Source organism: Halomonas maura (assembly GCF_030409305.1).
Taxonomy (GTDB): Bacteria; Pseudomonadota; Gammaproteobacteria; order Pseudomonadales; family Halomonadaceae; genus Halomonas; species Halomonas maura.
In genome coordinates this window covers 113,110-133,839 of sequence record NZ_JAUFPQ010000013.1, presented here as the reverse complement: position 1 = coordinate 133,839, position 20,730 = coordinate 113,110, and the positions used below count along the sequence as shown (strand labels likewise).

Below are 20,730 nucleotides of genomic sequence, written 5' to 3'. Positions count from 1 at the left end.
GCAGGGCGTCGGTAGCGCCCAGGGATGGGTTCACAGCGCCTCCTCGATGGTCCGACACATCGGGGCCTGCCGCCGGAAAAGCCCCCACTTACCAGACCGGTTGAGAAGAGCGTCAAGGATTAAGTCATGCAAAAGATCGATATCGAGCAGATTCCCGGGGGCGTGACCCCGCCCCCCATCCGGGTCGGCGAGGCCGACATCGACGAGGGCGCCATCGCCCAGGAGATGCAGTACCACCCGGCGGACTCGGCCGGCACCGCCCAGCTCAAGGCGGCCCGCGCCCTGGTGGTGCGCGAGCTGCTGCGCCAGCGGGCAGGCCAGCTCGGCCTGGCCGAGAGTGACGAGGCGGCCGTCGAGGAGGGCGATGCGGCCATCGCCGCCCTGCTCGAACGGGAACTGGACGTGCCCGAGCCCGCCGAGGCGGATTGCCGGCGCTTCCATGCCACCCATCCGGAGCGCTTCAGCGAGCCCACCCGCTTGCGGGTGCGCCATGTGCTGCTGGCCGCGGCCCCGGATGATGCGCCGGGCCGGGATGGCGGCTATCGCCTGGCCGAGACGCTCATCCGCCAGCTGCGGGAGGCCCCGGAGCGCTTCACCGAGCTGGCACAGCGCCATTCGGCCTGCCCCTCGAAGGACGCGGGTGGCGAGCTCGGCTGGCTGCTGCCGGGACAGACCGTGCCCGAGCTGGACCGTGCCCTGCAGCACCTGCCCGAGGGGCTGCACGAACGGCCGCTGGCGTCGCGCTATGGCTGGCATGTCGTCAGCCTCGACGCCCGGGTCGAGGGGCGCGTGCTGCCCTACGAGGCGGTGGCCGAGCGGGTGCGCCACAGCCTGAAGGAGCAGGCCACTCGCCGCGCGCTGCGCCATTACCTGCTGGCCCTGGAGGCGGCGATCGGCGTCGAGGGGATCGCCCTCGATGACGATGCCGCCGGAGCGCTGATGCAGTAGGCCCGGCGCGCGCGCCTGACGCCCATCCCTTTTCTTGATGACGCCGCCGAGACGAAGGCGGCGCAGGAGGACCCCATGGCTCATGTACATGCCGATGCTCCCTTCGTGCCGCTGGGAATCGCCGTGCTGACGGTCTCCGATACCCGCGGTTTCGACGAGGACGGCAGCGGCGACCTGCTCGGCGAGCGCCTCACCGGCGCCGGCCATGCCCTGGTGGAACGACGCATCGTGCCCGATGACGTCTACCGCATCCGGGCCGCGGTCTCGGCCTGGGTGGTGCGCGAGGATATCCAGGTCATCCTGGTCAACGGCGGCACCGGCTTCACCGCCCGGGACACCACGCCCGAGGCCCTGGCACCGCTGTTCGACAAGGCCGTGGACGGCTACGGCGAGCTGTTCCGCGCGCTCTCCCGGGAGACCATCGGCACCTCCACCATCCAGTCCCGGGCCGTGGCCGGGCTGATCGACCGTACCCTGGTGTTCGCCATGCCCGGCTCGCCGCGGGCCTGCGCCACCGCCTGGGACGGCATCCTGGCCGACCAGCTGGACGCCCGCACCCGGCCCTGCAACTTCGTCGCCATGGTCCAGCCCGCGGCCGCGCCCTGCGCGTCCCGCCTGGCAGCGCCGGCCGACGCCGGCCGGGTCCAGGGAGCCGAGGCATGAATTGCGGCTGCGAGGCAACGACGAGCACCGGGCTGCTGGACCTGTTCGACGCCCGGACGCTGATGATCGCCGCCGCCACCCCCGTCGCCGGCATCGAGCGGCTGCCCCTGGACGAGGCCGGCGGCCGGGTGCTGGCCGAGCCGGTGCGGGCCCGGCTGGACATGCCCGGCATCGACAACAGCGCCATGGATGGCTATGCCCTGCGCCTGGCGGATCTCGCCGCGACCGGGGGCGTGCTGCCGGTGGTCCAGCGGGTTCCCGCCGGGGCCGGGGTGCAGTGCCTGGCCGAGGGCGGCTGTGCGCGGATATTCACCGGGGCGCCGCTGCCCCGCGGCGCCGAGGCGGTGGTGCCCCAGGAGCGCACCCGCGTGGATGCCGAGGGCCGGGTGCACTTTCCCGCCGAGGTCCTGGCCGGCGCCCATATCCGCCGCCGCGGCGAGGAGCTTCGCGCCGGGCAGGCGCTGCTCGAGGCCGGGGCGGTACTCTCGCCGGCCACCGTCGCCCTGCTGGCCGGTCAGGGCATTGCCGCCGTGACGGTGCGCCGCCGGCTGCGCGTCGCGCTGATCGGTACCGGCGACGAGGTGATCGAGCCAGGCCAGGCCTGGACGCCGGGGGCCGTCTACAACAGCAATGGCGCCATGCTGCGTCAGCTGCTGGCCGCCCAGGATTGCGAGTGCCTCGACCTGGGGGTGGTCGTCGATACGCCGCGAGCCCTGGCGCAGGCCTTCCTGCATGCCCGGGAGTCGGCCGATCTGGTGCTGTGCACCGGCGGCGTCTCGGTGGGGGAGGAGGACCATGTGCGCCCGGTGCTGGAGACCCTCGGCGGTCTCGACTTCCATGGCGTGGCCATCAAGCCCGGCAAGCCCTTCGCCCTGGGCTACCTGGGACCCTCCCGGGAGGCCGGCACGCCGCTGATCGGCCTGCCCGGCAACCCGGTGGCCTCGCTGGTCGGCTGGCAGCTGCTGGCGCTGCCCTTCGTGCACGGTCGCCAGGGACGCACCCCGGGGCCCCTGCAGTGCTTCCCGGTGACCGCCGGCTTCTCCCGCCGGGCGCCCCGGGGCCGGCGCGAGCTGCTGCGGGTGGTGCTGGACTGGACGCAGGGCCGGCCGGTGGCGCGTCTCGCCGGCGGCCAGGGCTCGCACATGCTGGGCGCCGCCCGCCAGGCCCATGGCTACCTGATGATCGAACCCGATACCCGAGTGGAGGAAGGCCATGCCTATGCCTATTGCCCCGGTGACCAGTTCCTCGACTGACCTGCTGCTGCGGCCCCGGCAGCTGCGTGACCTCGTAGCCGGCGTGCCCTGGCTGGGCGGCCTCGACGACGAGGCCGCCGGCGCGCTGCTGGCGGATTCCCGGGTCCAGTCGCTCAAGAGCCGCGAGTGGCTGTTCCGCCAGGAGGCGCCGGCCCACTGGCTGTATATCGTGATCAGCGGCGCCGTGCGCCTGGTGCGCTCGGCCACCGACGGCCACCTGGCGACCATTCGCTGCGTCGAGCGTGGCGGTCCGCTGGGCGAGCTGAGCATGGTGTCCCGCGAGGGCCGCTACCTCTATTCCGCCGAATCCCTGCGGCGCACCCAGCTGCTGGCGATTCCCGCCGGCCGCTGCCGCGCCCTGCTCGATGACCAGCCGGCCTGTCGCGCCGAGTTCATGAGCCGCCTGGCCCTGGAGCTCACCGAGCGCCTCGAGGACCTGGCGCTGCTCACCCAGGCCGATGCCATGGCCCGGGTGGTCAGCTATATCCTTCGCCAGCTGCCGCCGGGGCGGGCCAACGGGCCCCGGGTGGTGCGCCTGACCATTCCCAAGTGCTGGCTGGCCGCCCAGCTGGCCATGACGCCGGAGACCCTGTCGCGGCTGCTGGCCCGGCTGCGCGAGGCCGGGGCCATCAATGTCGAGCGCCAGCGCCTGGTGGTGCTCGACGAGCAGAAGCTGCGCGAGATCCTGCTCGCCGACCACTGACCCATCCTCCCAGGGAGGTTCCATGTCCCGACCCGTCCGCAAGTCCCGACCCCTGGTCTATGCCTGCTCCGGCTGCTCCGACGTGGCCCAGCTCGCCAACGAGGTGGCCCTGCGCCTGGACCACGCCGGCGACGCGGAGATGTCGTGCATCGCCGGGGTGGGCGGTGGGGTGCCCGGCCTGGTGCGCACCGCGCGCGCCGGTCGCCCGGTGGTGGCCATCGACGGCTGCCAGATGCACTGTGCCCGCCACTGCCTGGCCAACGCCGACGTCACTCCCACCGAGCATGTCCGGCTCTATGATCAGGGCCTGAAGAAGCGCAAGGGCCGGCGCTACGACGAGGCGACCATCGCCGCCGTCACCGAGCAGGTCGGCGAGCTGATCGCCCGGCTGCCGATGGACGCCTGAGGCTCGCCCGCCGCCGACGATGCTCTCCGCCGGGGGCAAGAGATGAACCAGGAGGTTGTCTTCCTGGTGGGTCGTGCCGGGCCGGCCACAAGGGCTCCGCATCCACGACACCGCCACGGCCTTCGTCGCCCGCGCCGCGATCCGCGACCGCTTCTCCCGCGCCGAGTCGACCCTGTACCAGGCCGAGGTGCCCCAGTCCGAGTCGCCGCTCGCGCTGGTCGAGCAGCGGAACCGCGAGGCCTTCGAGGCCCCGGGGGCCTGATCCCGCCCGTGGGTCGGGTATCATGGGAGCCTCGTCCACGGCCAGGGATGCCCCATGCCGCTGCTCGACAGCCTCTCGCCGCTTTCCGCGGCCCTCAACCTGCTGCTGATCCTGCTCTCGGTGCTGACCTCGGCCTTCACCGCGGCGCTGGGCGCCGGTGGCGGGGTGCTGATGATCATGGCCCTGGCCCAGGTGATGCCGGCGGCGGCGCTGATTCCGGTGCACGGCATGGTGCAGCTGGGCTCCAACGTCGGCCGCATGGCCATGACCTGGCGGCATGTCGACCGCGTCACCCTGCTGGCCTTCCTGCCCGGCGTGGCGCTCGGTGCCCTGGCCGCCGCCTGGTTGCTGATCCGGCTGCCGGCGGGGGTGCTGGAGCTGTGCATCGCCGCCTTCGTGCTCTTCACCTGCTGGGGGCCGGGGCTGCCCAGGCGCGCCCTGGGCCGGGCCGGCACCCTGGTCGTCGGGGCGGTGACCACCCTGCTGTCGAGCCTGGTCGGGGCCAGCGGCCCGGTGGTGGCGGCCTTCATCAAGCAGCGCCAGTCGGGGCGGCTGGCCAAGGTGGCGACCTTCTCCGCGTGCATGATGGCCCAGCACCTGACCAAGGCCTTCGTGTTCGGCGTGGCCGGCTTCGTCTTCCATGACTGGCTGGCGCTGATCCTGGCCATGGTCGGCGCCGGCTTCGTCGGCACCTGGCTGGGGCTGCGCCTGCTGCATCGCCTCTCCGAGCACCGCTTCGACCGTCTCTTTCGCGCCGCCCTGACGCTGCTGTCGCTGCGCCTGGCCTGGCTGGGGCTGCAGCGCCTGGGGCTGGGATGAGCCCGATCCGCGCGTCCCCCGTGGCAGGGGCGACGCACGGCGGACGAGAGGCCTGGCCGACCTTGGGATATGCTGAGATGCATGACCGGTCCACGCCGGCTCTCCCTCTGGCTGCCAACGGGAACCCGCCATGCTGCGTCGAGGCCTGTCCCTGCAGACGCTGATCGCCCTGTCGATCGTCGGGCTGATGCTGATCCTGGCGGGGGTGCTGCTGTGGCATGGCGCCCGCGGGGCCGATAGCGTGCTGGTCAGCGCCGTCCGCGACACCGGTCGCCAGCTCGCCCTCACCACCGAGGAGCGCTCCCGGCGCCTGATCGACCCGGCGCGAGTGGTGGTTCGTCTGCTGGCCCGGGACGACCTCGCCTCCGACGAGCGGCTGGCCGATCGCCTGGAAGACCTGCCGCTGCTGGCCGGTGCCCTGGAGAGCCACGAGGTGGCCAGCGCCGTCTTCATCGGCTATGCCAACGGCGACTTCCTGCGGTTGCGGCCGGTGTCCCGCGTGGCCGAGGAGCACCTGCCGCCGCTCGACGGCATCGCGCGGGCCCACTACCTGGTGCAGGTGGTCTCCCGGGATCCGCGCGGCCGGCGCTACGGCGAGTGGCGCCTCTACGACGAGGCCCTCGAGCTGCTGGAGCGGCGGGCCATGCCCGACGCCGACTACGACCCGCGCCCCCGGCCCTGGTACCGGCAGGCCCAGTCCTCCGTCGACGTGCACCTCTCCGCGCCCTATGTGTTCTTCGCCACCCGCGAGATCGGCGTCACCCTGTCGCGACGCAGTGCGGATGGCCGCGCCGTGGTGGGGCTGGATGCCTCCCTAATGGATCTGGGCGCCGAGATCGCCTCGCTCAGGCTCACGCCGGGCACGCGGCTGGCCGTGGTTTCCCGGCATGACCGGGTGCTGGCCCATCCCGAAGCGCAGCGCCTGCTCGTCGACACCCCCGCCGGCCCGCGACTGGCGCAGCTGCGCGAGCTGGAGGTCCCGGTGCTGTCCCGCCTGGATGCGCTCGGCCGGCAGGAGGAGGCGGTGCGCTTCCGCGCCGCGGGACAGGCCTGGTTCGGCATGCGCCTGCCCTTCCAGGGTATCGGGGAGACCCAGGCCCACCTGCTGTTGGCGGTGCCGGAACGCGAGATGCTGGCCGGGACGCGCCGGCTGCTGTGGCAGCGCTCCCTGGTGGCAGGTGGCCTGGTGCTCGCCCTGCTGCCCCTGGGCATCTGGGTCGGGCATCGTCTCGGCAAGCCGCTCTACTCCCTGGCCGAGCAGGTCCGGGCCCTGGCCGGCTTCGATTTCGCCGGCTACCGCGGCACCGCCTCGCCGGTGCGCGAGGTCCAGCAGCTCAGTCAGGCCCTGGAGGGGATGGCCGGCAGTATCGCCGACTTCCAGCGCATGACCCGCACGCTCAGCAGCGAGCCGCACCTGGAGACGATGCTCGCCGGCATCCTCGATGACCTGCTGCGGATCACCGACAGTCGCCATGGCGCCATCTACCTGGAGGACGAGGCCGACGCGTCGCGCTTCGCCTGTGTGGCGGAGGCGGGCAGTGGCGGCGAGGATGCCCGCCTGCCCGGCCAGCTGGTGCTGCCGGCCGTGACGGAGGAAGGCCTGGCGGCGCTGAGCGGCCAGCTCGAGCTGCGCGGCTATCTGGTCCAGCCGCTGTGCAACCGCAGCGGGCACCGCCTGGGGCTGCTGCTGCTGGCCCTGCGCGGGGAGCCCGATGCGGGGGACGACCTGCCCTGGCGGCGTTTCGTCGAGGAGCTTTCCGGGGCCGCCGCCGTGGCCATCGAGATGCGTCGCCTGCTGGAGGGCGAGAAGCGCCTGCTGGACGCCATCGTCGAGCTGATCGCCGCGGCGACCGATGCCAAGTCCCCGCATACCGGCGGCCACTGCTCGCGGGTACCGCAGCTCGCCGAGATGCTGCTGCAGGGCGTGGAGCGCGACCGTAGCGGGCCCTTCGCGGCCGAGACGGTGGACGAGGAGCGGCGCACCGCCTTCCACCTGGCCGCCTGGCTGCACGACTGCGGCAAGCTGACCAGCCCGGACGACGTCATGGAGAAGGCGACCAAGCTGGAGACCCGCTACAACCGGATCCACGAGATCCGCACCCGCTTCGAGGTGCTGTGGCGAGACGCCGAGATGACCTACTGGCAGGGCCTCGCCGAGGGCGGCGAGGCGGGCGCCCTCGACGAGGTCCGGGCCCGCCGCCAGGCCGAGCTCCAGGCGGCCTGGCGGCTGGTCGCCGAGGTCAACCAGGGCGGCGAGCGCCTCGACGAGGCGCGGGCCCGGCGGCTGGATGAGATCGCCGAGTGGCGCTGGTGGCGGCATTTCGACGATCGGCTGGGGCTCTCGGAGGACGAGGCCAGGCGCCTGGCCCGGGAGCCCGAGGTCACGCTGCCGGCGGCGGAGTCGCTGCTCGCCGACCGGCCCCGGCACCTGGTCGACTGGGCCGCCAAGCCGCCGCCGGTGGCCGCGGACGACCCCGACAACCGCTGGGGCTTCGACATGCGCCCCCCGGCGGTGGCCGGCCACCAGGGCGAGCTCTACAACCTGCGGGTGGTGCGCGGCACCCTCAACGAGGTGGAGCGGTTCCGCATTCAGGAGCATATCGTCCAGACCATCATCATGCTGGACTCGCTGCCCTGGCCCGCCCACCTGCGCCAGGTGCCGGCCATCGCCGGCAACCACCACGAGCGCATGGATGGCCAGGGCTATCCACGCCGCCTGGTGCTGGCCGAGGCGAGCCTGGAGGAGCGCATCATGGCGGTGGCCGACGTCTTCGAGGCGCTGACCGCCGTCGACCGTCCCTACAAGCCCGGCATGACGCTGTCGCAGTCCCTGTCGATCCTGGCGCGCATGGCACGGGATGGCCACCTGGATCCCCTGGTCTTCCAACTGCTGCTCGACAGCGGGGTCTGGCGCGACTATGCGGCGCGTTTCCTGGCGCCCGAGCAGATCGACCGGGTCGACATCGACGACCTCAAGGCCCAGGCGGGGCTGGCCCGCCCGGTCTCCTGAGGGGCAAACCGGGAATTGACCCGCAAGTCGGCGTCTTTCACCCTGTACAGCCTGGCTGGGTGGGTCATAATGCACTCATGTAGCAAGCCAAATATCAGGGGAACGTCAATGGGGTCCACGAGCTTCCTGCAGTGGCGCCTAGCCACCGTCGTCATGCTGCTGGTCGGCCTGCTGGTCGTGGCCGGCGCCGCCAAGGCTGGGAATCCGCGCTATGCGGGCATCGTCATCGATGCCGACACCCACGAGATCCTCTACGCCGAGAACGCCGATGCGCCGCGCTACCCGGCCTCGCTGACCAAGATGATGACCCTCTACCTGCTCTTCGAGGCCCTCGAGGGGCGCAGCCTGAGTCTCGACGAGCCCTTGCCCGTGTCGGCGGCGGCGGCGGCCATGCCGGCCACCAAGCTGTACCTCAAGCCCGGCGACCGCATCCCCGTGGAGACCGCCATCGAGTCGTTGATCGTGCGCTCCGCCAACGACGTGGCCGTGGTGGTCGCCGAGGCGCTGGGCGGCAGCGAGTCACACTTCGCCCGGATGATGACCGACCGGGCCCGCGAGCTGGGCATGCACGACACCACCTTCCGCAATGCCTCCGGGCTACCGGATGACCGCCAGGTCACCACGGCCCGCGACATGGCCGTGCTGTCGCGGCGGCTGATGCTCGACTTCCCCCAGTACTATCCCTACTTCGCCCTGCAGCGCTTCGGCTGGCGGGGCAAGACCTATCGTGGCCACAATCGCCTGCTCGCCAACTACCCGGGCGCCGACGGCCTCAAGACCGGCTTCATCCGGGCGTCGGGCTTCAACGTGGCGACCTCGGCGGTGCGAGACGGCCGGCGCATGCTGTCGGTGGTGATGGGCGGCTTCTCCGCCGCCTCCCGGGACGAGCACATGGCCGAGCTGCTGGATCGCGGCTTCGTGCGGGCCTCCCTGGCCGATGGCTCCGGCTGGCTGGCCAACACCGCGATCGCCGGCGAGCGCCTGATGCCCGGCGGCGCGGCGCCGGTGGCGCCGGTGCAGCCTGCCGGGCAGATGCTGGCGAGCATCGATACCACCACCACCTCCACCACCGCGAGCTCGGTCAGGGCCCGGCCGGCATCCGCCGAGCCGGCGGTCGCCGCTCCGGCCAGCACCTCATCGGCCGGCGCCCAGGCGTTCAACCCCCCGGCGGCCGGTTCCTCGACGGCCGTCGCCCCCTCCGTCGACGAGACCCTGGTGCCGGCCCGACCCGTCATGGCCGAGCCTGTCGAGTCGCCGTCGACGACTACGCCCGCTGCCGTTGCCTCGGCCCCGCAGACGCCTGCCGACGACCCCATCCGCCAGGTGCTCGCCGAGGGCGATGCGGCCGGTGGCGGCTGGGGCGTGCAGATCGGCGCCTTCAACGATGCCGACCACGCCCGGCGCCTGGCCGCCCGGGCGGCCGATCGCCTGGCCACCGAGCTGGCGGATGCCCGGGTCGCGGTGCCCCGTGTCGAGGGCGCGGGCGTTTACCGCGCGCGCCTGGTGGACATGCAGGAGGGGCAGGCCCGCAGTGCCTGCCGGCGCCTGCAGGCCCAGGGCATGGACTGCATGGTGGTCCAGGCCAGCCTCTAGGTGTGACGGTTCATCCGGAACCTATCCGCAAGCCTTGCCGCCGCTCGCGGCGCCCCTTAGGTTGGTAGGGAATCCTCGCCCCGCCGGTTTGCCCGGCGGGGTGGTTTTTTCTCCCTCCCCGGGACTCGGGGGAGCGATGCAAGGAGGCGGTTCGCATGTCATCGTCGCTGAAGGGCATCCTGTACATGTGTGGCGGGGTGCTGTGCCTGGCGCTGGGCGACGCCATCACCAAGTGGCTGGGCGAGACCCATTCGCCACTGCAGATCATCTTCTTTCGCACCCTGGTCTCGTTGCCGCTGATCGTGCTGATCGCGCGGTTCAATGGCGGGCTGCGGACCCTGCGCACGCGGCGGCCGGGCGTGCACCTGCTGCGCGGGCTGATCTTCAGCGGCACCATGATCTGCTTCATGTGGGGGCTGACCCTGCTGCCGCTGGCCGAGACCACCGCCATCGCCTTCGCCGCGCCGCTGTTCGTGACCCTGCTGTCGGTGCCGCTACTCGGCGAGCGGGTCGACCGCTTCACGGTGCTGGCCACCCTGCTGGGCTTCGTCGGGGTGCTGGTGGTGGTCCGGCCGGGTGGTGACAGCTTCCAGCCCGGGGCCCTGGTGGTGGTGGCGGCGGCGGTGTTCTATGCCCTGACCATGCTCACCGCGCGTCGCTACGGCGAGCGCGAGCATCTCTGGGCGATGGTCTTCTACACCACCCTGGTGCCGCTGCTGGTCTCGGCCACGACCCTGCCCTGGGTCTGGCAGACGCCGGCGCCCCTGCACTGGCCGGCCTTCCTGACGGCCGGCTGCCTCGGAGTGGGCGCCATGGCCGGGCTCACCCTGGCCTTCCGCCATGCCCCGGCGGCGCTGGCCGCGCCCTTCGACTACACGGCCCTGCTGTGGGCGGTGCTGCTGGGCTGGGCCTTCTGGGACGAGGTGCCGGACCTGTGGGTGTTACTGGGCGGCTCGCTGATCATCGCCAGCGGCCTGGCCATCGCCTATCACGAGCGACGCACCGCCCTGAACCGCCGTCCCAGCGCCTAGGCCGCGTGGGTTGCCGTGCAACCCATCAGGTCCAGGACGATTGTCCGTCGCCGGGTAGCCGGGCTCAGCGTCTCGGGAAGGCGCGGGCGGCGGCCTCGGGATCCGGGGTGCCGCAGATGGCGGAGATCACCGCCAGGCCGTCGGCCCCCGCCCGGTACACGTCCCGGGCGTGCTCGGCCTTGAGCCCGCCGATGGCCACCGTCGGCAGGGGGCTCGCCGCCACCAGCTCGGCCAGGCCCGCGAAGCCCAGCGGCCGGGCGTGGTCGTGCTTGGACGGGGTGGCGAAGACCGGCCCCAGGCCCAGGTAGTCGAGCCGCCTCGCGTCGAGCCGGGCGAGCTGCTCAGGGGTCTGTACCGAGAGGCCGAGGATGGCCTCGGGGCCCAGCGCGGCGCGGGCATCGGCCACCTCGCCGTCGTCCTGGCCGATATGCAGGCCATCGGCGCCGCCGGCGAGTGCCACCTCCAGGCGATCGTTGATGATCAAGGGCACGCCGCTGCCGGCCAGCGCCGTCTTGAGCCGGCGCGCCAGGGACACGAGTTCGGCGTCGCTGGCATGCTTGTCGCGCAGCTGCACCAGGCTCACTCCGCCGCGCACCGCGGCCATGACGGTCTCGACCAGGCCATGGGACTCGCACAGGCGCGGGTCGGTGACCAGGTAGAGGGACAAGTCAGCTCGCATCGGTGATCTCCAGGCGCGTGCGCGCGGTGAGGGTGGGGCCGTCCAGGGCGTGGAGGGCATCGAGGAAGGCCACGGCGAAGCTGCCCGGACCTTCGGCGATCTCGCCGGCCCTCTCCCCGGCCACGGCGTAGCCGGCCAGGGCCGCCACCGTGGCGGCGAAGGCATCCTCGGCCCCGGCCAGGTAGGCGCCGACCACGCCGGTCAGGGCGCAGCCCAGGGTGGTGACCCGCGGCATCAGGGCATGGCCGCCGGCGATCCGCGCCAGGCGCCGGCCGTCGGTGACCAGGTCGACCTCGCCGGTGACCGCGACCACGGCGCCGCTGCGGCGGGCCAGGGTCACCGCGGCCTGTGTGGCGGTGGCGCTCGCATCGGTGCTGTCCACGCCGCGGCCTCCGCCGCCCTGGTCGGCCAGGGCCAGGATCTCCGAGGCATTGCCGCGGATCGCGGTGGGGCCCAGGGCCAGCAGCCGGGCACCGGCCGCGCGGCGCAGGGTGGTGGCGCCCACCGCGACGGGGTCGAGGACCCAGGGCGTGGCCGCCGCCGTCGCGGCCCGGGCGGCGTCGTCCATGGCGTCCACCCAGGGCGGGGAGAGGGTGCCGATATTGACGGTCAGCGCGCTCGCCAGGGCGACGAACTCGGTCACTTCCTCGCGGGCGTGCACCATGGCCGGCGAGGCCCCCAGGGCCAGCAGCACATTGGCCATGGTGTTCATCGCCACAAGATTGGTGATGTTGTGGACCAGCGGCGTGGACGCGCGGACCCGAGCCAGGTGCTCGGCGGGATCGATGGAATGCATAGGGCCTCCCGGGGGAGGGGAGGCGCGGGCCAGGAGCGGCCGGCACGACTCCCTCCGCCGGCATTATCCGGGTCAGGTGGTAAGGGTGCCTCTCAGCCGGTGCGGCCTGCCGCGCCGGCGCCCCTGTCGTCAGTCGTCACTATCCTCGTTCGGCCGCAGGCTGTAAAGCCGCCCCGTGCGGGGCGCACGGCCGTCGGCATGGGGATCGAGCGAAAAGTCATAAGCCGTCCGGCACCCGACCCTCGCGGGGATTCCTATAGTGAAGACAAGGGGGCGGTTTACCGCCTCTCCGCGGTGGTGTGCCGGGGGCGAGGGGAGCTGGACGAGGGGGCCGCCCGAGGAGGCTCTATGGGGAAGGTGGCGCTGGGGCTGTTGGTCCTGTGGCTGGCGATGTCGGTGGGGATGGCTCATGAGCCTCACCAGTGCCCGCCCGACCTGGCCGATGAGCCCGCGCTGTCGAGCCACCTGGAGCAGGCCGATATCGTCGCCGGCCAGATAGCCTTCGAGCGGCTCGTGCAGCGAGGCCGTGAGCTGTTCGTGGCCAAGTTCAACCGGTGTGATGGCCAGGGCCGTCCGGCCAGCACCGGCACCGGCGAGAAACGCGCCCCGGACGAGCCGCACTTCATCCGCACCTCGGCGCCCGACGCGAATTCCTGTGCCGGCTGCCATATCGATCCCCGCCCGGGCGGGGCCGGTGAGTTCGTGGTCAACGTCTTCGTCATGGCCCAGGCGCAGGATCCGGTCATCGAGAGCGTCAGCGCCCGCTTCAGCAACAGCCGCAACACCCTGGGCATGTTCGGCGCCGGGGCCATCGACATGCTGGCCAGGGAGATGACGGCCGACCTGCAGCGCCAGGCCGCCGAGCGGGGTGACGGCACCTGGGTGCTGTCCTCCAAGGGGGTCGACTTCGGGGTGACGATCACCGACGGGGAGGTGGTGTCCAGCCAGGGCATCGACCCGGATCTGGTCGTCAAGCCATTCCACCAGTCGGGGGTCCGGCGGTCGCTGCGGGCATTCACGGTCGGCGCCTTCAACCACCACCACGGCATGCAGGCGGAGGAGCACTTCGAGCTGAACCCCGCCAGGTCGCCGGCGGGAGATCACGACGAGGACGGCGTGACGCGGGAACTGACGGTCGGCGACATCACCGCGGTGACCGTCTTCCAGGCGTCGCTGGGCGTGCCCGGGCGGCTGATGCCCGCGGCCCCGGAGGCGGCGGCCCGGGTGGTGCGGGGCGAGCGGCTGTTCGAGGACATCGGCTGCGCCGGCTGCCACGTGCCGGCGATGCGCCTGGAGAGCCGCCACTTCGTCGAGCCCTATGCCCTCAATCCGCCGGGGACCCTCAGCGACACCGCCCAGGCCATCGCCTTCGACCTGACCCGCGAGGGGGAGGGGCCTCACCTCGAGCCGGCGCCCCGGGGCGGCGCCATCGTCCGGGCCTTTACCGACCTGAAGCGCCACGACCTCTGCGACCCGCCGCAGGCTGCGGAGGCGATCCGCGTCTTCTGCAACGAGACCCTGGCCCAGGATCGGCCCGACCAGGAAGGCCGGCCGGGGGCCGAGTTCTTCCTCACCCGCAAGCTGTGGGACGTGGGCAACTCGGCGCCCTATGGCCACCGCGGCGACCTGACGACGATCAGCGAGGCCGTCCTGGCGCATGGTGGCGAGGCGCGCGGAGTCCGGGATGCCTTCGCGGTCCTCGCGCTGGAGGACCGCCGGGCCATCATCGCTTTCCTGAGGTCGCTGCAGGTGCTGCCCGCCGGGTCGCCGAGAGTGGTGACCCGGGAGGGGCCCTGACGCGAAGGGCCTCAGGCGGCCAGCTGCAGGGCGGCCAGGGTCAGCAGGCTGGCCTGGCTGAGGTGCTGGAGACTCATGGTGCGGCTGGCGGCTTCGGGGTCGCCGGGCTCATGGCGCTCCGGGCGCAGCAGGGCGGTCGCCGCGGCGGCCAGGCCGATCAGGCCCAGCGGCAGGCCCACCTTGCCCCAGCAGGCGATCAGCCCGCCCGCGGCGAGTACCAGCACCCCGGCCATCACCAGCCAGTTGGCTCGCTGCCGGGCCGCGCCTGATGCCATCGGAATCGTCTGTGTCATCGGCATGCTCCTCGCGTGTCGCTGTTGTCGTCAGCTTGGCTCACGATGTAACCACGTTAGGGGCGTCAGCTTAAGGTGGGCTTAAACAAAGGTGACATTTCGATAACAACTGTGACACCAGGCGGTCAGCACCGGGGCAGCCGGGCGACGACGCGCAGCCCGCCACCCGGGGCCTCGTCCAGAACCAGCTGGCCCCCATGGCGCTGCACGAGGCGGTCGACGATGGACAGGCCGAGGCCGGCCCCGGCGCCCGGGCCGGCGCGGTGGAAGCGCTCGAGGGCCTGGGCGCGCCGGGCCGGGGGGATGCCGGTGCCCTGGTCATCGACACTCAGGCCGAGCAGATGCGGCGAGGCCGTCAGCGTGACCCGTACCCGGGCGCCCGGCGGCGAATGCTGCAGGGCGTTGCCGACCAGGTTCTGCACCAGGGTGGCGATGGCGCCGGGCTCGGCGGTCAGCGACCAGTCGCTGTCCTCGTCGGCGTCGAGCCGGATGTCCTGGTCGCGATCGGCGGCCAGCGGCATCAGCTCGGCCAGGGCCTCGCGGGTGTCGTGGAGCAGGTCGACCAGCTGGCCGGCGGCGTCGGCCTCCTGCTCGGGGTCCAGGCGGGCCAGGGTCAGCAGCTGGGTGACCAGTCGGGTGGCCCGGGCGACCCCGTCGCGCAACTGGGTCAGCGCCTCGCGGCGATCGTCCGGGTCCGCGGTGGCCAGGGCGTTCTGGGCGTGCAGGTCCAGCACCGCCAGCGGGGTGCGCAGCTCGTGGGCGGCATCGGCGATGAACCGCTTCTCCCGGGTGCGCAGGTCGCGGATCCGCTCGAGCAGCCGGTTCAGGGCGCCGGCGATGGTGGCGAGTTCCCGGGGCAGCGGCGAGGCGGGCAGGGGGCGCAGGTTCTGGGGATCGCGGCTGCGGATATGGTCGGCCATGCGCGACAGCGGGCGCAGCCCCCAGCCGATGGCCCACCACAGCAGCAGCGCCAGCACCGGGAGACCGACCAGGTCCGGGGTGAGGGTGCGCAGCGCGATGAGCCGCACCAGTTCGCCGCGCACGTCTTCCCGCTCGCCGACCAGCACCCGCAGGCCGTCATCGGGGCCGCTCAGGGCATAGACCCGCCAGGCATGGTTATCCAGCTGCACGTCCTCGTAGCCGTCACGCAGCGGGGTGAAGGGCCTCGCCGGGGCACTGGCCGAGCGCAGCAGCAGGCTGTCCCCCCGCCAGACCTGGAAGGTCAGCTTGCTCTCGTAGCGATGGCCGGCGATGCGCTTGTCGGCCTGGTCGGCCCGTTGCAGGGCGCTCTCGAGGCTTTCCAGCAGGGCGTCGCGGCGCTCGTCGGGCAGCGGGGCGCGCATCAGGCCCTCGAGGAGACGGGCGTTCTGGGTCAGCCGGGCATCGAACAGCTCCTCGACCTCGTGGGCGGCATCCCGGTAGCTGGTGACGCCGATCACCAGCATGCTGAGCCCGAACACCAGCAGCACGATCCCCAGGGTGCGGCGGCGGATCGAGCTCATGCGCCGCCGTCCTGTGGCGGCTTGTCCATCACGTAGCCGATGCCGCGCAGGGTGCGGATCATCTCGGGGGCGAGCTTGCGGCGCAGGTGGTGCACGTGGACCTCGATGGCGTTGCTCTCGACGTCCTCGTCCCAGCCATAGACCAGCCGGGTCAGGGTATCCCGGGTGAACACCCGCCCCGGGTGGCTGAGGAACTCCTGCAGCAGGGTGAACTCGCGACGCGAGAGCTGCACCGGCTCGCCCCGGAAGCTGACCCGGCGGGTGCCGGGGTCGAGCTCGATGTCCCGGAAGCGGATCACGCTGCTGGCATGTCCCTGGCTGCGGCGCAGCAGGGCGCGCAGCCGCGCCTTGAGCTCGGCGACCTCGAAGGGCTTGGTCAGGTAGTCGTCGGCGCCGGAATCCAGTCCCTGGATGCGGTCGTCGATGCCGTCCCGGGCGGTCAGCACCAGCACCGGGACCCGGTTGCCGGCGCGGCGCAGGCGCTCGAGCACCGCGATGCCGTCCAGCCGCGGCAGGCCCAGGTCGAGGATGACGGCATCGAAGGGCTCGTTGCCCCTCAGGGTGGCTAGCGCCGCCTGGCCATCGTCGAGGATGTCGACGGTGTAGTGCTCGGGTTTCAGCGCCAGGCGAATGCCCGACGCCAGGCTGGGGTCGTCCTCCACCAGCAATATGCGCATGAGCGGTCCTTGTCAGTGATCGAGCTCGGCGAGCAGGCGGCGGATCTCCTCGCGGCGGCCCGCATCGGCGCGCTCGCGCCCCGGGCGGGGCGGCGCGTCCAGGGCATGCCGCAGGGCTTGCCGCGCCAGCGCGTCACGCCCCTGCTCGTGCAGATAGTCGCCCCAGAAGTAGAGGCTGTCGAGTCCCTCGGGGTTCGCGGCCAGCCCAAGGCGCAGGTAGTGCTCGGCGCGGTCGTCGTCGCCGAAGGACAGCGGCCAGCCCGGGACCTGGTAGTACAGGGCGCCGAGGCTGGTGTAGGCGGCCCCGTCCAGGGCCAGCGGGTCCAGTGCCAGGGAAGCCTCCAGCTCGGCCCTGGCCTGCTTGACCAGGCTCAGGGCGGCCAGGCCGCCGCTGGCACCGGCCTGGGTGGAGCGCACGATGCCGGCCCAGGCGTGCAGCTCGGCGGCATCGGGGTGGGCGTCCAGTGCCCGCTCGGCCTCCTTCGCCAGGCTGGCATAGGCGGCCGCCTGTCGGTCGGCCGGCAGGGTGTAGCGGATCTCGGCCCAGCGGCCCTGCAGCCGCTGCACGGTCGTTGCCACCTCGGCGTCCATGGCCAGGGCGGGCAGCGTCGCCAGCCAGGCCAGGGCGGCGAGCAGCAGGGGGATGAGGCGGCGTGTCATGGCGTGTCTCCTCGCGAGGCGCCGACGAAGCGGCGGATGGTGGGCAGCTGACGTCGCAGGGCGCGGTCGACGAGCCCCGGCAACACGGCGTTGAGCCGGGCGAACAGGCGCTCCGGCCCGCCCAGCCGGGTCTCCTTGCGGCCGCGTTCGATGGCGCGGCGCACCTGTCGGGCGACCCGCTCGGGGCTGTCCATGGCGTTGCCGAGTTCGCGGTTCATGGCCTCCACCGCCGGGGCGTTCATGGCGGTGCACGTGGCCCGGGGGGCGATGTACAGCACCCGCAGCGAGGTGTCCGCGACTTCGCGGCGCAGGGCCTGGCTGAAGCCGTGCAGGGCGAACTTGGTGGCGCAATAGGCGGCCTGGCCCGGGTAGCCGATCTGGCCGAAGGCCGAGCCCAGGTTGACCAGGCGCCCGTGCTCCGCCGTGCGCAGCTGCGGCAGCAGGGCGCGGGTCAGCTGCAGGGTGGCGGTCAGGTTGGTGGTCACCAGCTGCGCGATGGCGTCGTCGTCGCCGTCCTCGAACAGCTCGGCGCGGTTGATGCCGGCGGCATTGAGCAGCATGTTGCAGTCCGCCTCCCGGGCCGCGGCGACCAGGCGCCGGCGATCCTCGGCGAGGGTCAGGTCGGCGGGCAGGGCCGAGACCCGTTGCGGGTGGTGGCGGCGCAGGGCCTCCAGGATCTCGGCGTTGCGCCCGCTGATCAGCAGATGGGCGCCGGCCTCGGCGAGCTCCGCCACCAGTGCCCGGCCGATGCCGCCGCTGGCCCCGGTGAGCAGTACCCGCTGGGCGGGCCAGCCGCCCGCCAGGCGGTCGCGGTCAGGCCAGGGCATCGGCGAGCTCCCGGGGGGCATCGCCGCCCCTGCTGCGGGCGGTGACGCCCCGGAACATGGTGCCATACAGGCGATAGACCATGCGCGCGGTGTCGATCACCGCCGGCAGGTCCGCCTCGTCGAGCCGCTCGATCAGCCCCTCGAAGAAGGCCAGGTGGCCGATATCCAGGCTGCCGTGGGAGCTCAGGTAGCGAACGGCGTCGTCCGGCAGGCCGAGGCTCTCCTGCAGGCTCTGCGCGGCGCGGGTGGCGACCGCCGTGCTGGTGCCCTCCAGCACCTGGACCATGCCGAGGAAGCCCACCGGGTTGTCGTGGGCGATGCGGTCGCGCACGTAGGCCACCATCAGCGCCGTGGCCGGGTCGGCGGGCGCCGCGGCCGCCGCCTCGGGGTCGCCGCCGGCGGCGCGGATGTCGTCGAGGATCCAGCGCTCGTGGCCGTGCTCCTCGTCGATGTACGCCACCATGGCGTCGCGCAGCCAGGCCAGGCGGTCCGGCAGGCGGGCGCCGCAGGCCATCATCAGCGGCACCGTGAAGCGCACGTGGTGATAGGCCTGGCCGAGGAAGGCCAGGTACTCGTCCCGGCCGACCTCGCCGTCGACGGCACGGGTCAGCAGGGGGGTGGCCAGCAGCCACTCGCGCTCGGCGCGGGTGGCATCCTGGAGGCGTCGGTAGGCACTCATGGGCTTGCTCCTTGCGGATAGCCGGCGCCCAGCCAGGCGCCGTGGGTGGCCAGGATGGCCTCGCGGCGCAGGCGGCCATTGGCCGTCAGCTGGTCGTTGGCCGGGGTGAAGGGGGGGCAGCGGCGCCACGCCCGGACGCGGGCATAGTCGGGCAGGCCGGCATTGGCGGCGGCGATGTCCGCGGTGATCCGGGCGTCATCGAGGGCCGGGTCGGCGGGCACGATCAGCGCCCGGTTGGCGGACAGGGCCTCGCCGTGGACCAGGGCCTGGGCGATGCTCGGGCGGGTGCAGAGCACGCCCTCTACCCACTGGGGGTCGACGTTGCGCCCGAAGGCGGTGATGAAGACCTCCCGTCGGCGCCCCGCCAGCCGCAGGGCATCGCCGTCCCAGCGGCCGAGGTCGCCGGTGGCGTGCCAGGCCGCGGCGGGGGGCTCGCCCAGGTAGCCGAGCATGGTGGCGCCGTGGACCAGCACCTGGCCGTCGGCGTCGAGGCGCACCCGGGCATGGGGCAGCGGCGGGCCCACGCCGCGCTGCGGTTCCCCGGGGCGGTTGAGGCAGACCACCGAGGCGCACTCCGAGAGCCCGTAGCCCTCGGCCACCGGCCAGCCGCTGGCCAGCGCCCGCTCGAGCAGGGGCTCGGCGACCCGGGCCCCGCCCACGGCGACCAGGCGCAGTCCCGCCGGCGCCCGGGGCGTGGCCTCGACCAGGGCCTGGAGTTGCTGGGGCACCAGGATCAGGCTGTGGGGCCGATAGGCGTCGATCGTCGCCAGGGCCGCCCCGGGAGCGAAGCCGCTGGCGCCCTGCCAGCCCACGCTCGCCACCGGGGGCAGGCCGATCTCGGCACCCAGCAGCAGGGGCAGGTAGAGCCCGCCGATGTTCTCGAGCAGGGTGGCCAGGGGCAGCATGGCCAGGTGGCGGGCGATGGCCAGGGGGGCGACCACCTCGGCCAGGCTGGTCGCCACCCTCAGCGGGGCCGCCGCGTCGAGGCATACCCCCTTGGGGGCGGCGCTGGTGCCGGAGGTGAAGGTGATGCGGGTGGTGCCGGGGTGCAGGGGCGGCGGGACGGTCAGCGAGCGGGTGGCGATGTCGGGGTCCCCGTCCGGTGCGAAGCCCAGGGCGTCGCCGCCGGGGCCGATCCAGGCGTCGAGACCCGCGGCCTCGACGAGATGACGGCGCTGGGCGGCGCTGAAGAAGGCCGGCACCGGGACCGCCACCCGCTCCCCGGCGAGCAGCGCCAGGTCCCAGAGGGCCCAGTCGAGGCCGTTGTCCAGGGCCAGGCCGACGCGGCGGGCGCCGGCCGCGTCCAGCCGCCGCCGGCGTCGCGTCATCTCGGCCGCGAGGTCGCCATAGCGCAACCGACGGCGGCCGGCGCGCAGCGCCGTGGTCTCGGGCCGTCGCTCGGCATGGCGGGCCAGGCGGGCGAGGAAGGCCTCACGCCAGGCGCTCATGGACCATCTCCTGGGGCACGGGCAGCAGGCCGGCCGCCCGCAGGCGCTGTCGGGCGAGCTGGAGGTCACCGGCCATCACCCAGGGGGCATGCTCGTAGTAGCGTCCCCAGGCGGCACGGCCGTCGCCGAGTCGCGCCGGGTCGGCGGGCTGCAGCGCCAGCAGGTCGATGCCCAGCCGGCGGATGCCGCTGGCCACCGTCGGCAGCGCGGTGAACACCACCCACTCCAGTCCCTCGCCGGCCAGCTGGTCGATCAGGTGCAGGAAGAGGCGGCGCTGCAGGCCATGCCGTCGGCTGGCCAGGTTACCGATCTCGGCCAGGCCGTCGCGGGCGATGGCGCGTCCCACGGCCTCGCCCAGGCGCTGTTCCGCGGGTACCTCCAGGTAGCACTCCTGGAACAGGGGGCCGGCGTCGGCCCGCTTGAGGCCCACCGCCGCCAGCGGCTGGCCGGTCTGCCAGAGGCCGAACAGCCGCGGCAGGAAGTGGTGGATGCGGGCTTCGTGCTGGGCGGCGAAGCACTGGCGGATCAAGCCCTCCAGGCGTCGCCGCTCGGACCAGTGGCGAGCCTCGCGCCACGCCAGGGGCGATTGCTGAGGGACGGGGGAGGAGCGGTCGCGCATCGGGGCGTCTCCAGGACGGTTCCCCGATACTATGGCGGAAGCAACTTAACGCAGGCTTAAGCGCG

Annotated in this window: 21 protein-coding genes and 1 riboswitch; of the genes, 11 read left to right on the top strand and 10 right to left on the bottom strand. The window is 73.0% G+C overall.

Going from position 1 to position 20,730, the window contains the following annotated elements; genetic code table 11:
* The first annotated feature begins 126 nt into the window (after window positions 1-126).
* From QWY76_RS07515 to QWY76_RS07470, 10 genes are all read left to right on the top strand, one after another.
* Window positions 127-948, top strand: coding sequence for a peptidylprolyl isomerase (locus QWY76_RS07515; RefSeq protein ID WP_290310506.1), 822 nt, complete (start codon window positions 127-129; stop codon window positions 946-948).
* A gap of 75 nt (window positions 949-1,023) precedes the next feature.
* Window positions 1,024-1,611: a molybdenum cofactor biosynthesis protein B gene (gene moaB, locus QWY76_RS07510; protein ID WP_290310505.1), complete on the top strand. Its 588-nt coding sequence runs from the start codon at window positions 1,024-1,026 to the stop codon at window positions 1,609-1,611.
* The gene (locus QWY76_RS07505; protein ID WP_290310504.1) at window positions 1,608-2,864 is read left to right on the top strand and encodes a molybdopterin molybdotransferase MoeA; all 1,257 of its coding nucleotides are present in this window, start codon (window positions 1,608-1,610) and stop codon (window positions 2,862-2,864) included. The genes moaB and QWY76_RS07505 overlap by 4 nt, the downstream gene beginning before the upstream one ends.
* Window positions 2,824-3,567: a Crp/Fnr family transcriptional regulator gene (locus QWY76_RS07500; protein WP_290310503.1), complete on the top strand. Its 744-nt coding sequence runs from the start codon at window positions 2,824-2,826 to the stop codon at window positions 3,565-3,567. Before QWY76_RS07505 ends, QWY76_RS07500 begins: the two co-directional genes overlap by 41 nt.
* 22 nt (window positions 3,568-3,589) lie before the next feature.
* A complete protein-coding gene (locus QWY76_RS07495; RefSeq protein ID WP_290310502.1) occupies window positions 3,590-3,973 on the top strand; it encodes a putative zinc-binding protein in 384 nt (127 codons plus the stop codon).
* 55 nt (window positions 3,974-4,028) lie between these two features.
* Complete coding sequence (locus QWY76_RS07490) at window positions 4,029-4,235, top strand: hypothetical protein (protein WP_290310501.1); 207 nt, start codon at window positions 4,029-4,031, stop codon at window positions 4,233-4,235.
* A 54-nt stretch (window positions 4,236-4,289) separates the two neighbouring features.
* The gene (locus QWY76_RS07485) at window positions 4,290-5,054 is read left to right on the top strand and encodes a sulfite exporter TauE/SafE family protein (RefSeq protein WP_290310500.1); all 765 of its coding nucleotides are present in this window, start codon (window positions 4,290-4,292) and stop codon (window positions 5,052-5,054) included.
* A gap of 130 nt (window positions 5,055-5,184) precedes the next feature.
* Window positions 5,185-8,064, top strand: a complete 2,880-nt coding sequence (locus QWY76_RS07480) for an HD domain-containing phosphohydrolase (RefSeq protein ID WP_290310499.1) — start codon at window positions 5,185-5,187, stop codon at window positions 8,062-8,064.
* Window positions 8,065-8,172: 108 nt separating this feature from the next.
* A complete protein-coding gene (locus QWY76_RS07475; RefSeq protein ID WP_290310497.1) occupies window positions 8,173-9,657 on the top strand; it encodes a serine hydrolase in 1,485 nt (494 codons plus the stop codon).
* A gap of 155 nt (window positions 9,658-9,812) precedes the next feature.
* Complete coding sequence (locus tag QWY76_RS07470) at window positions 9,813-10,688, top strand: DMT family transporter (RefSeq protein ID WP_290310496.1); 876 nt, start codon at window positions 9,813-9,815, stop codon at window positions 10,686-10,688.
* A 64-nt stretch (window positions 10,689-10,752) separates the two neighbouring features.
* Here QWY76_RS07470 and thiE read toward each other — a convergent pair whose 3' ends face one another.
* Together thiE and thiM are read right to left on the bottom strand one after the other, a co-directional pair.
* The gene (gene thiE / locus QWY76_RS07465; protein ID WP_290310495.1) at window positions 10,753-11,367 is read right to left on the bottom strand and encodes a thiamine phosphate synthase; all 615 of its coding nucleotides are present in this window, start codon (window positions 11,365-11,367) and stop codon (window positions 10,753-10,755) included.
* Entirely contained in the window at window positions 11,357-12,163 is an 807-nt protein-coding gene (gene thiM / locus QWY76_RS07460; protein ID WP_290310494.1) for a hydroxyethylthiazole kinase, read from the bottom strand. Before thiM ends, thiE begins: the two co-directional genes overlap by 11 nt.
* Before the next feature lie 32 nt (window positions 12,164-12,195).
* Window positions 12,196-12,298: riboswitch (TPP riboswitch) on the bottom strand.
* Between the two features lie 213 nt (window positions 12,299-12,511).
* Here thiM and QWY76_RS07455 point away from each other — a divergent pair.
* Window positions 12,512-13,960: a di-heme oxidoredictase family protein gene (locus tag QWY76_RS07455; protein WP_290310493.1), complete on the top strand. Its 1,449-nt coding sequence runs from the start codon at window positions 12,512-12,514 to the stop codon at window positions 13,958-13,960.
* 11 nt (window positions 13,961-13,971) lie between these two features.
* On the opposite strand, the gene QWY76_RS07450 is transcribed toward QWY76_RS07455, so the two are convergent.
* The 8 genes from QWY76_RS07450 to QWY76_RS07415 form a co-directional block, all read right to left on the bottom strand.
* Entirely contained in the window at window positions 13,972-14,253 is a 282-nt protein-coding gene (locus tag QWY76_RS07450; RefSeq protein ID WP_290310492.1) for a hypothetical protein, read from the bottom strand.
* Between the two features lie 125 nt (window positions 14,254-14,378).
* Entirely contained in the window at window positions 14,379-15,755 is a 1,377-nt protein-coding gene (locus QWY76_RS07445) for an ATP-binding protein (protein WP_290310491.1), read from the bottom strand.
* Complete coding sequence (locus QWY76_RS07440; RefSeq protein WP_290310489.1) at window positions 15,752-16,432, bottom strand: response regulator transcription factor; 681 nt, start codon at window positions 16,430-16,432, stop codon at window positions 15,752-15,754. Before QWY76_RS07440 ends, QWY76_RS07445 begins: the two co-directional genes overlap by 4 nt.
* Before the next feature lie 12 nt (window positions 16,433-16,444).
* Entirely contained in the window at window positions 16,445-17,092 is a 648-nt protein-coding gene (locus QWY76_RS07435) for a tetratricopeptide repeat protein (protein ID WP_290310488.1), read from the bottom strand.
* A complete protein-coding gene (locus tag QWY76_RS07430; protein WP_290310487.1) occupies window positions 17,089-17,919 on the bottom strand; it encodes an SDR family oxidoreductase in 831 nt (276 codons plus the stop codon). The genes QWY76_RS07435 and QWY76_RS07430 overlap by 4 nt, the downstream gene beginning before the upstream one ends.
* Complete coding sequence (locus tag QWY76_RS07425) at window positions 17,906-18,598, bottom strand: iron-containing redox enzyme family protein (RefSeq protein ID WP_290310485.1); 693 nt, start codon at window positions 18,596-18,598, stop codon at window positions 17,906-17,908. Before QWY76_RS07425 ends, QWY76_RS07430 begins: the two co-directional genes overlap by 14 nt.
* A complete protein-coding gene (locus QWY76_RS07420) occupies window positions 18,595-20,046 on the bottom strand; it encodes an AMP-binding protein (RefSeq protein WP_290310484.1) in 1,452 nt (483 codons plus the stop codon). The genes QWY76_RS07425 and QWY76_RS07420 overlap by 4 nt, the downstream gene beginning before the upstream one ends.
* Window positions 20,030-20,665, bottom strand: a complete 636-nt coding sequence (locus tag QWY76_RS07415; protein WP_290310483.1) for a thermostable hemolysin — start codon at window positions 20,663-20,665, stop codon at window positions 20,030-20,032. The genes QWY76_RS07420 and QWY76_RS07415 overlap by 17 nt, the downstream gene beginning before the upstream one ends.
* Window positions 20,666-20,730: the final 65 nt, after the last annotated feature.

Coding starts and splice junctions, on each gene's coding strand:
- QWY76_RS07440 (WP_290310489.1), bottom strand. CDS start 16,432: ATGCGCATATTGCTGGTGGAGGACGACCCCAGCCTGGCGTCGGGCATT.
- QWY76_RS07445 (WP_290310491.1), bottom strand. CDS start 15,755: ATGAGCTCGATCCGCCGCCGCACCCTGGGGATCGTGCTGCTGGTGTTC.
- QWY76_RS07495 (WP_290310502.1), top strand. CDS start 3,590: ATGTCCCGACCCGTCCGCAAGTCCCGACCCCTGGTCTATGCCTGCTCC.
- QWY76_RS07430 (WP_290310487.1), bottom strand. CDS start 17,919: ATGCCCTGGCCTGACCGCGACCGCCTGGCGGGCGGCTGGCCCGCCCAG.
- thiM (WP_290310494.1), bottom strand. CDS start 12,163: ATGCATTCCATCGATCCCGCCGAGCACCTGGCTCGGGTCCGCGCGTCC.
- QWY76_RS07480 (WP_290310499.1), top strand. CDS start 5,185: ATGCTGCGTCGAGGCCTGTCCCTGCAGACGCTGATCGCCCTGTCGATC.
- QWY76_RS07515 (WP_290310506.1), top strand. CDS start 127: ATGCAAAAGATCGATATCGAGCAGATTCCCGGGGGCGTGACCCCGCCC.
- QWY76_RS07500 (WP_290310503.1), top strand. CDS start 2,824: ATGCCTATGCCTATTGCCCCGGTGACCAGTTCCTCGACTGACCTGCTG.
- QWY76_RS07450 (WP_290310492.1), bottom strand. CDS start 14,253: ATGACACAGACGATTCCGATGGCATCAGGCGCGGCCCGGCAGCGAGCC.
- thiE (WP_290310495.1), bottom strand. CDS start 11,367: ATGCGAGCTGACTTGTCCCTCTACCTGGTCACCGACCCGCGCCTGTGC.
- QWY76_RS07415 (WP_290310483.1), bottom strand. CDS start 20,665: ATGCGCGACCGCTCCTCCCCCGTCCCTCAGCAATCGCCCCTGGCGTGG.
- QWY76_RS07485 (WP_290310500.1), top strand. CDS start 4,290: ATGCCGCTGCTCGACAGCCTCTCGCCGCTTTCCGCGGCCCTCAACCTG.
- QWY76_RS07470 (WP_290310496.1), top strand. CDS start 9,813: ATGTCATCGTCGCTGAAGGGCATCCTGTACATGTGTGGCGGGGTGCTG.
- QWY76_RS07425 (WP_290310485.1), bottom strand. CDS start 18,598: ATGAGTGCCTACCGACGCCTCCAGGATGCCACCCGCGCCGAGCGCGAG.
- QWY76_RS07455 (WP_290310493.1), top strand. CDS start 12,512: ATGGGGAAGGTGGCGCTGGGGCTGTTGGTCCTGTGGCTGGCGATGTCG.
- QWY76_RS07475 (WP_290310497.1), top strand. CDS start 8,173: ATGGGGTCCACGAGCTTCCTGCAGTGGCGCCTAGCCACCGTCGTCATG.
- QWY76_RS07420 (WP_290310484.1), bottom strand. CDS start 20,046: ATGAGCGCCTGGCGTGAGGCCTTCCTCGCCCGCCTGGCCCGCCATGCC.
- moaB (WP_290310505.1), top strand. CDS start 1,024: ATGGCTCATGTACATGCCGATGCTCCCTTCGTGCCGCTGGGAATCGCC.
- QWY76_RS07435 (WP_290310488.1), bottom strand. CDS start 17,092: ATGACACGCCGCCTCATCCCCCTGCTGCTCGCCGCCCTGGCCTGGCTG.
- QWY76_RS07505 (WP_290310504.1), top strand. CDS start 1,608: ATGAATTGCGGCTGCGAGGCAACGACGAGCACCGGGCTGCTGGACCTG.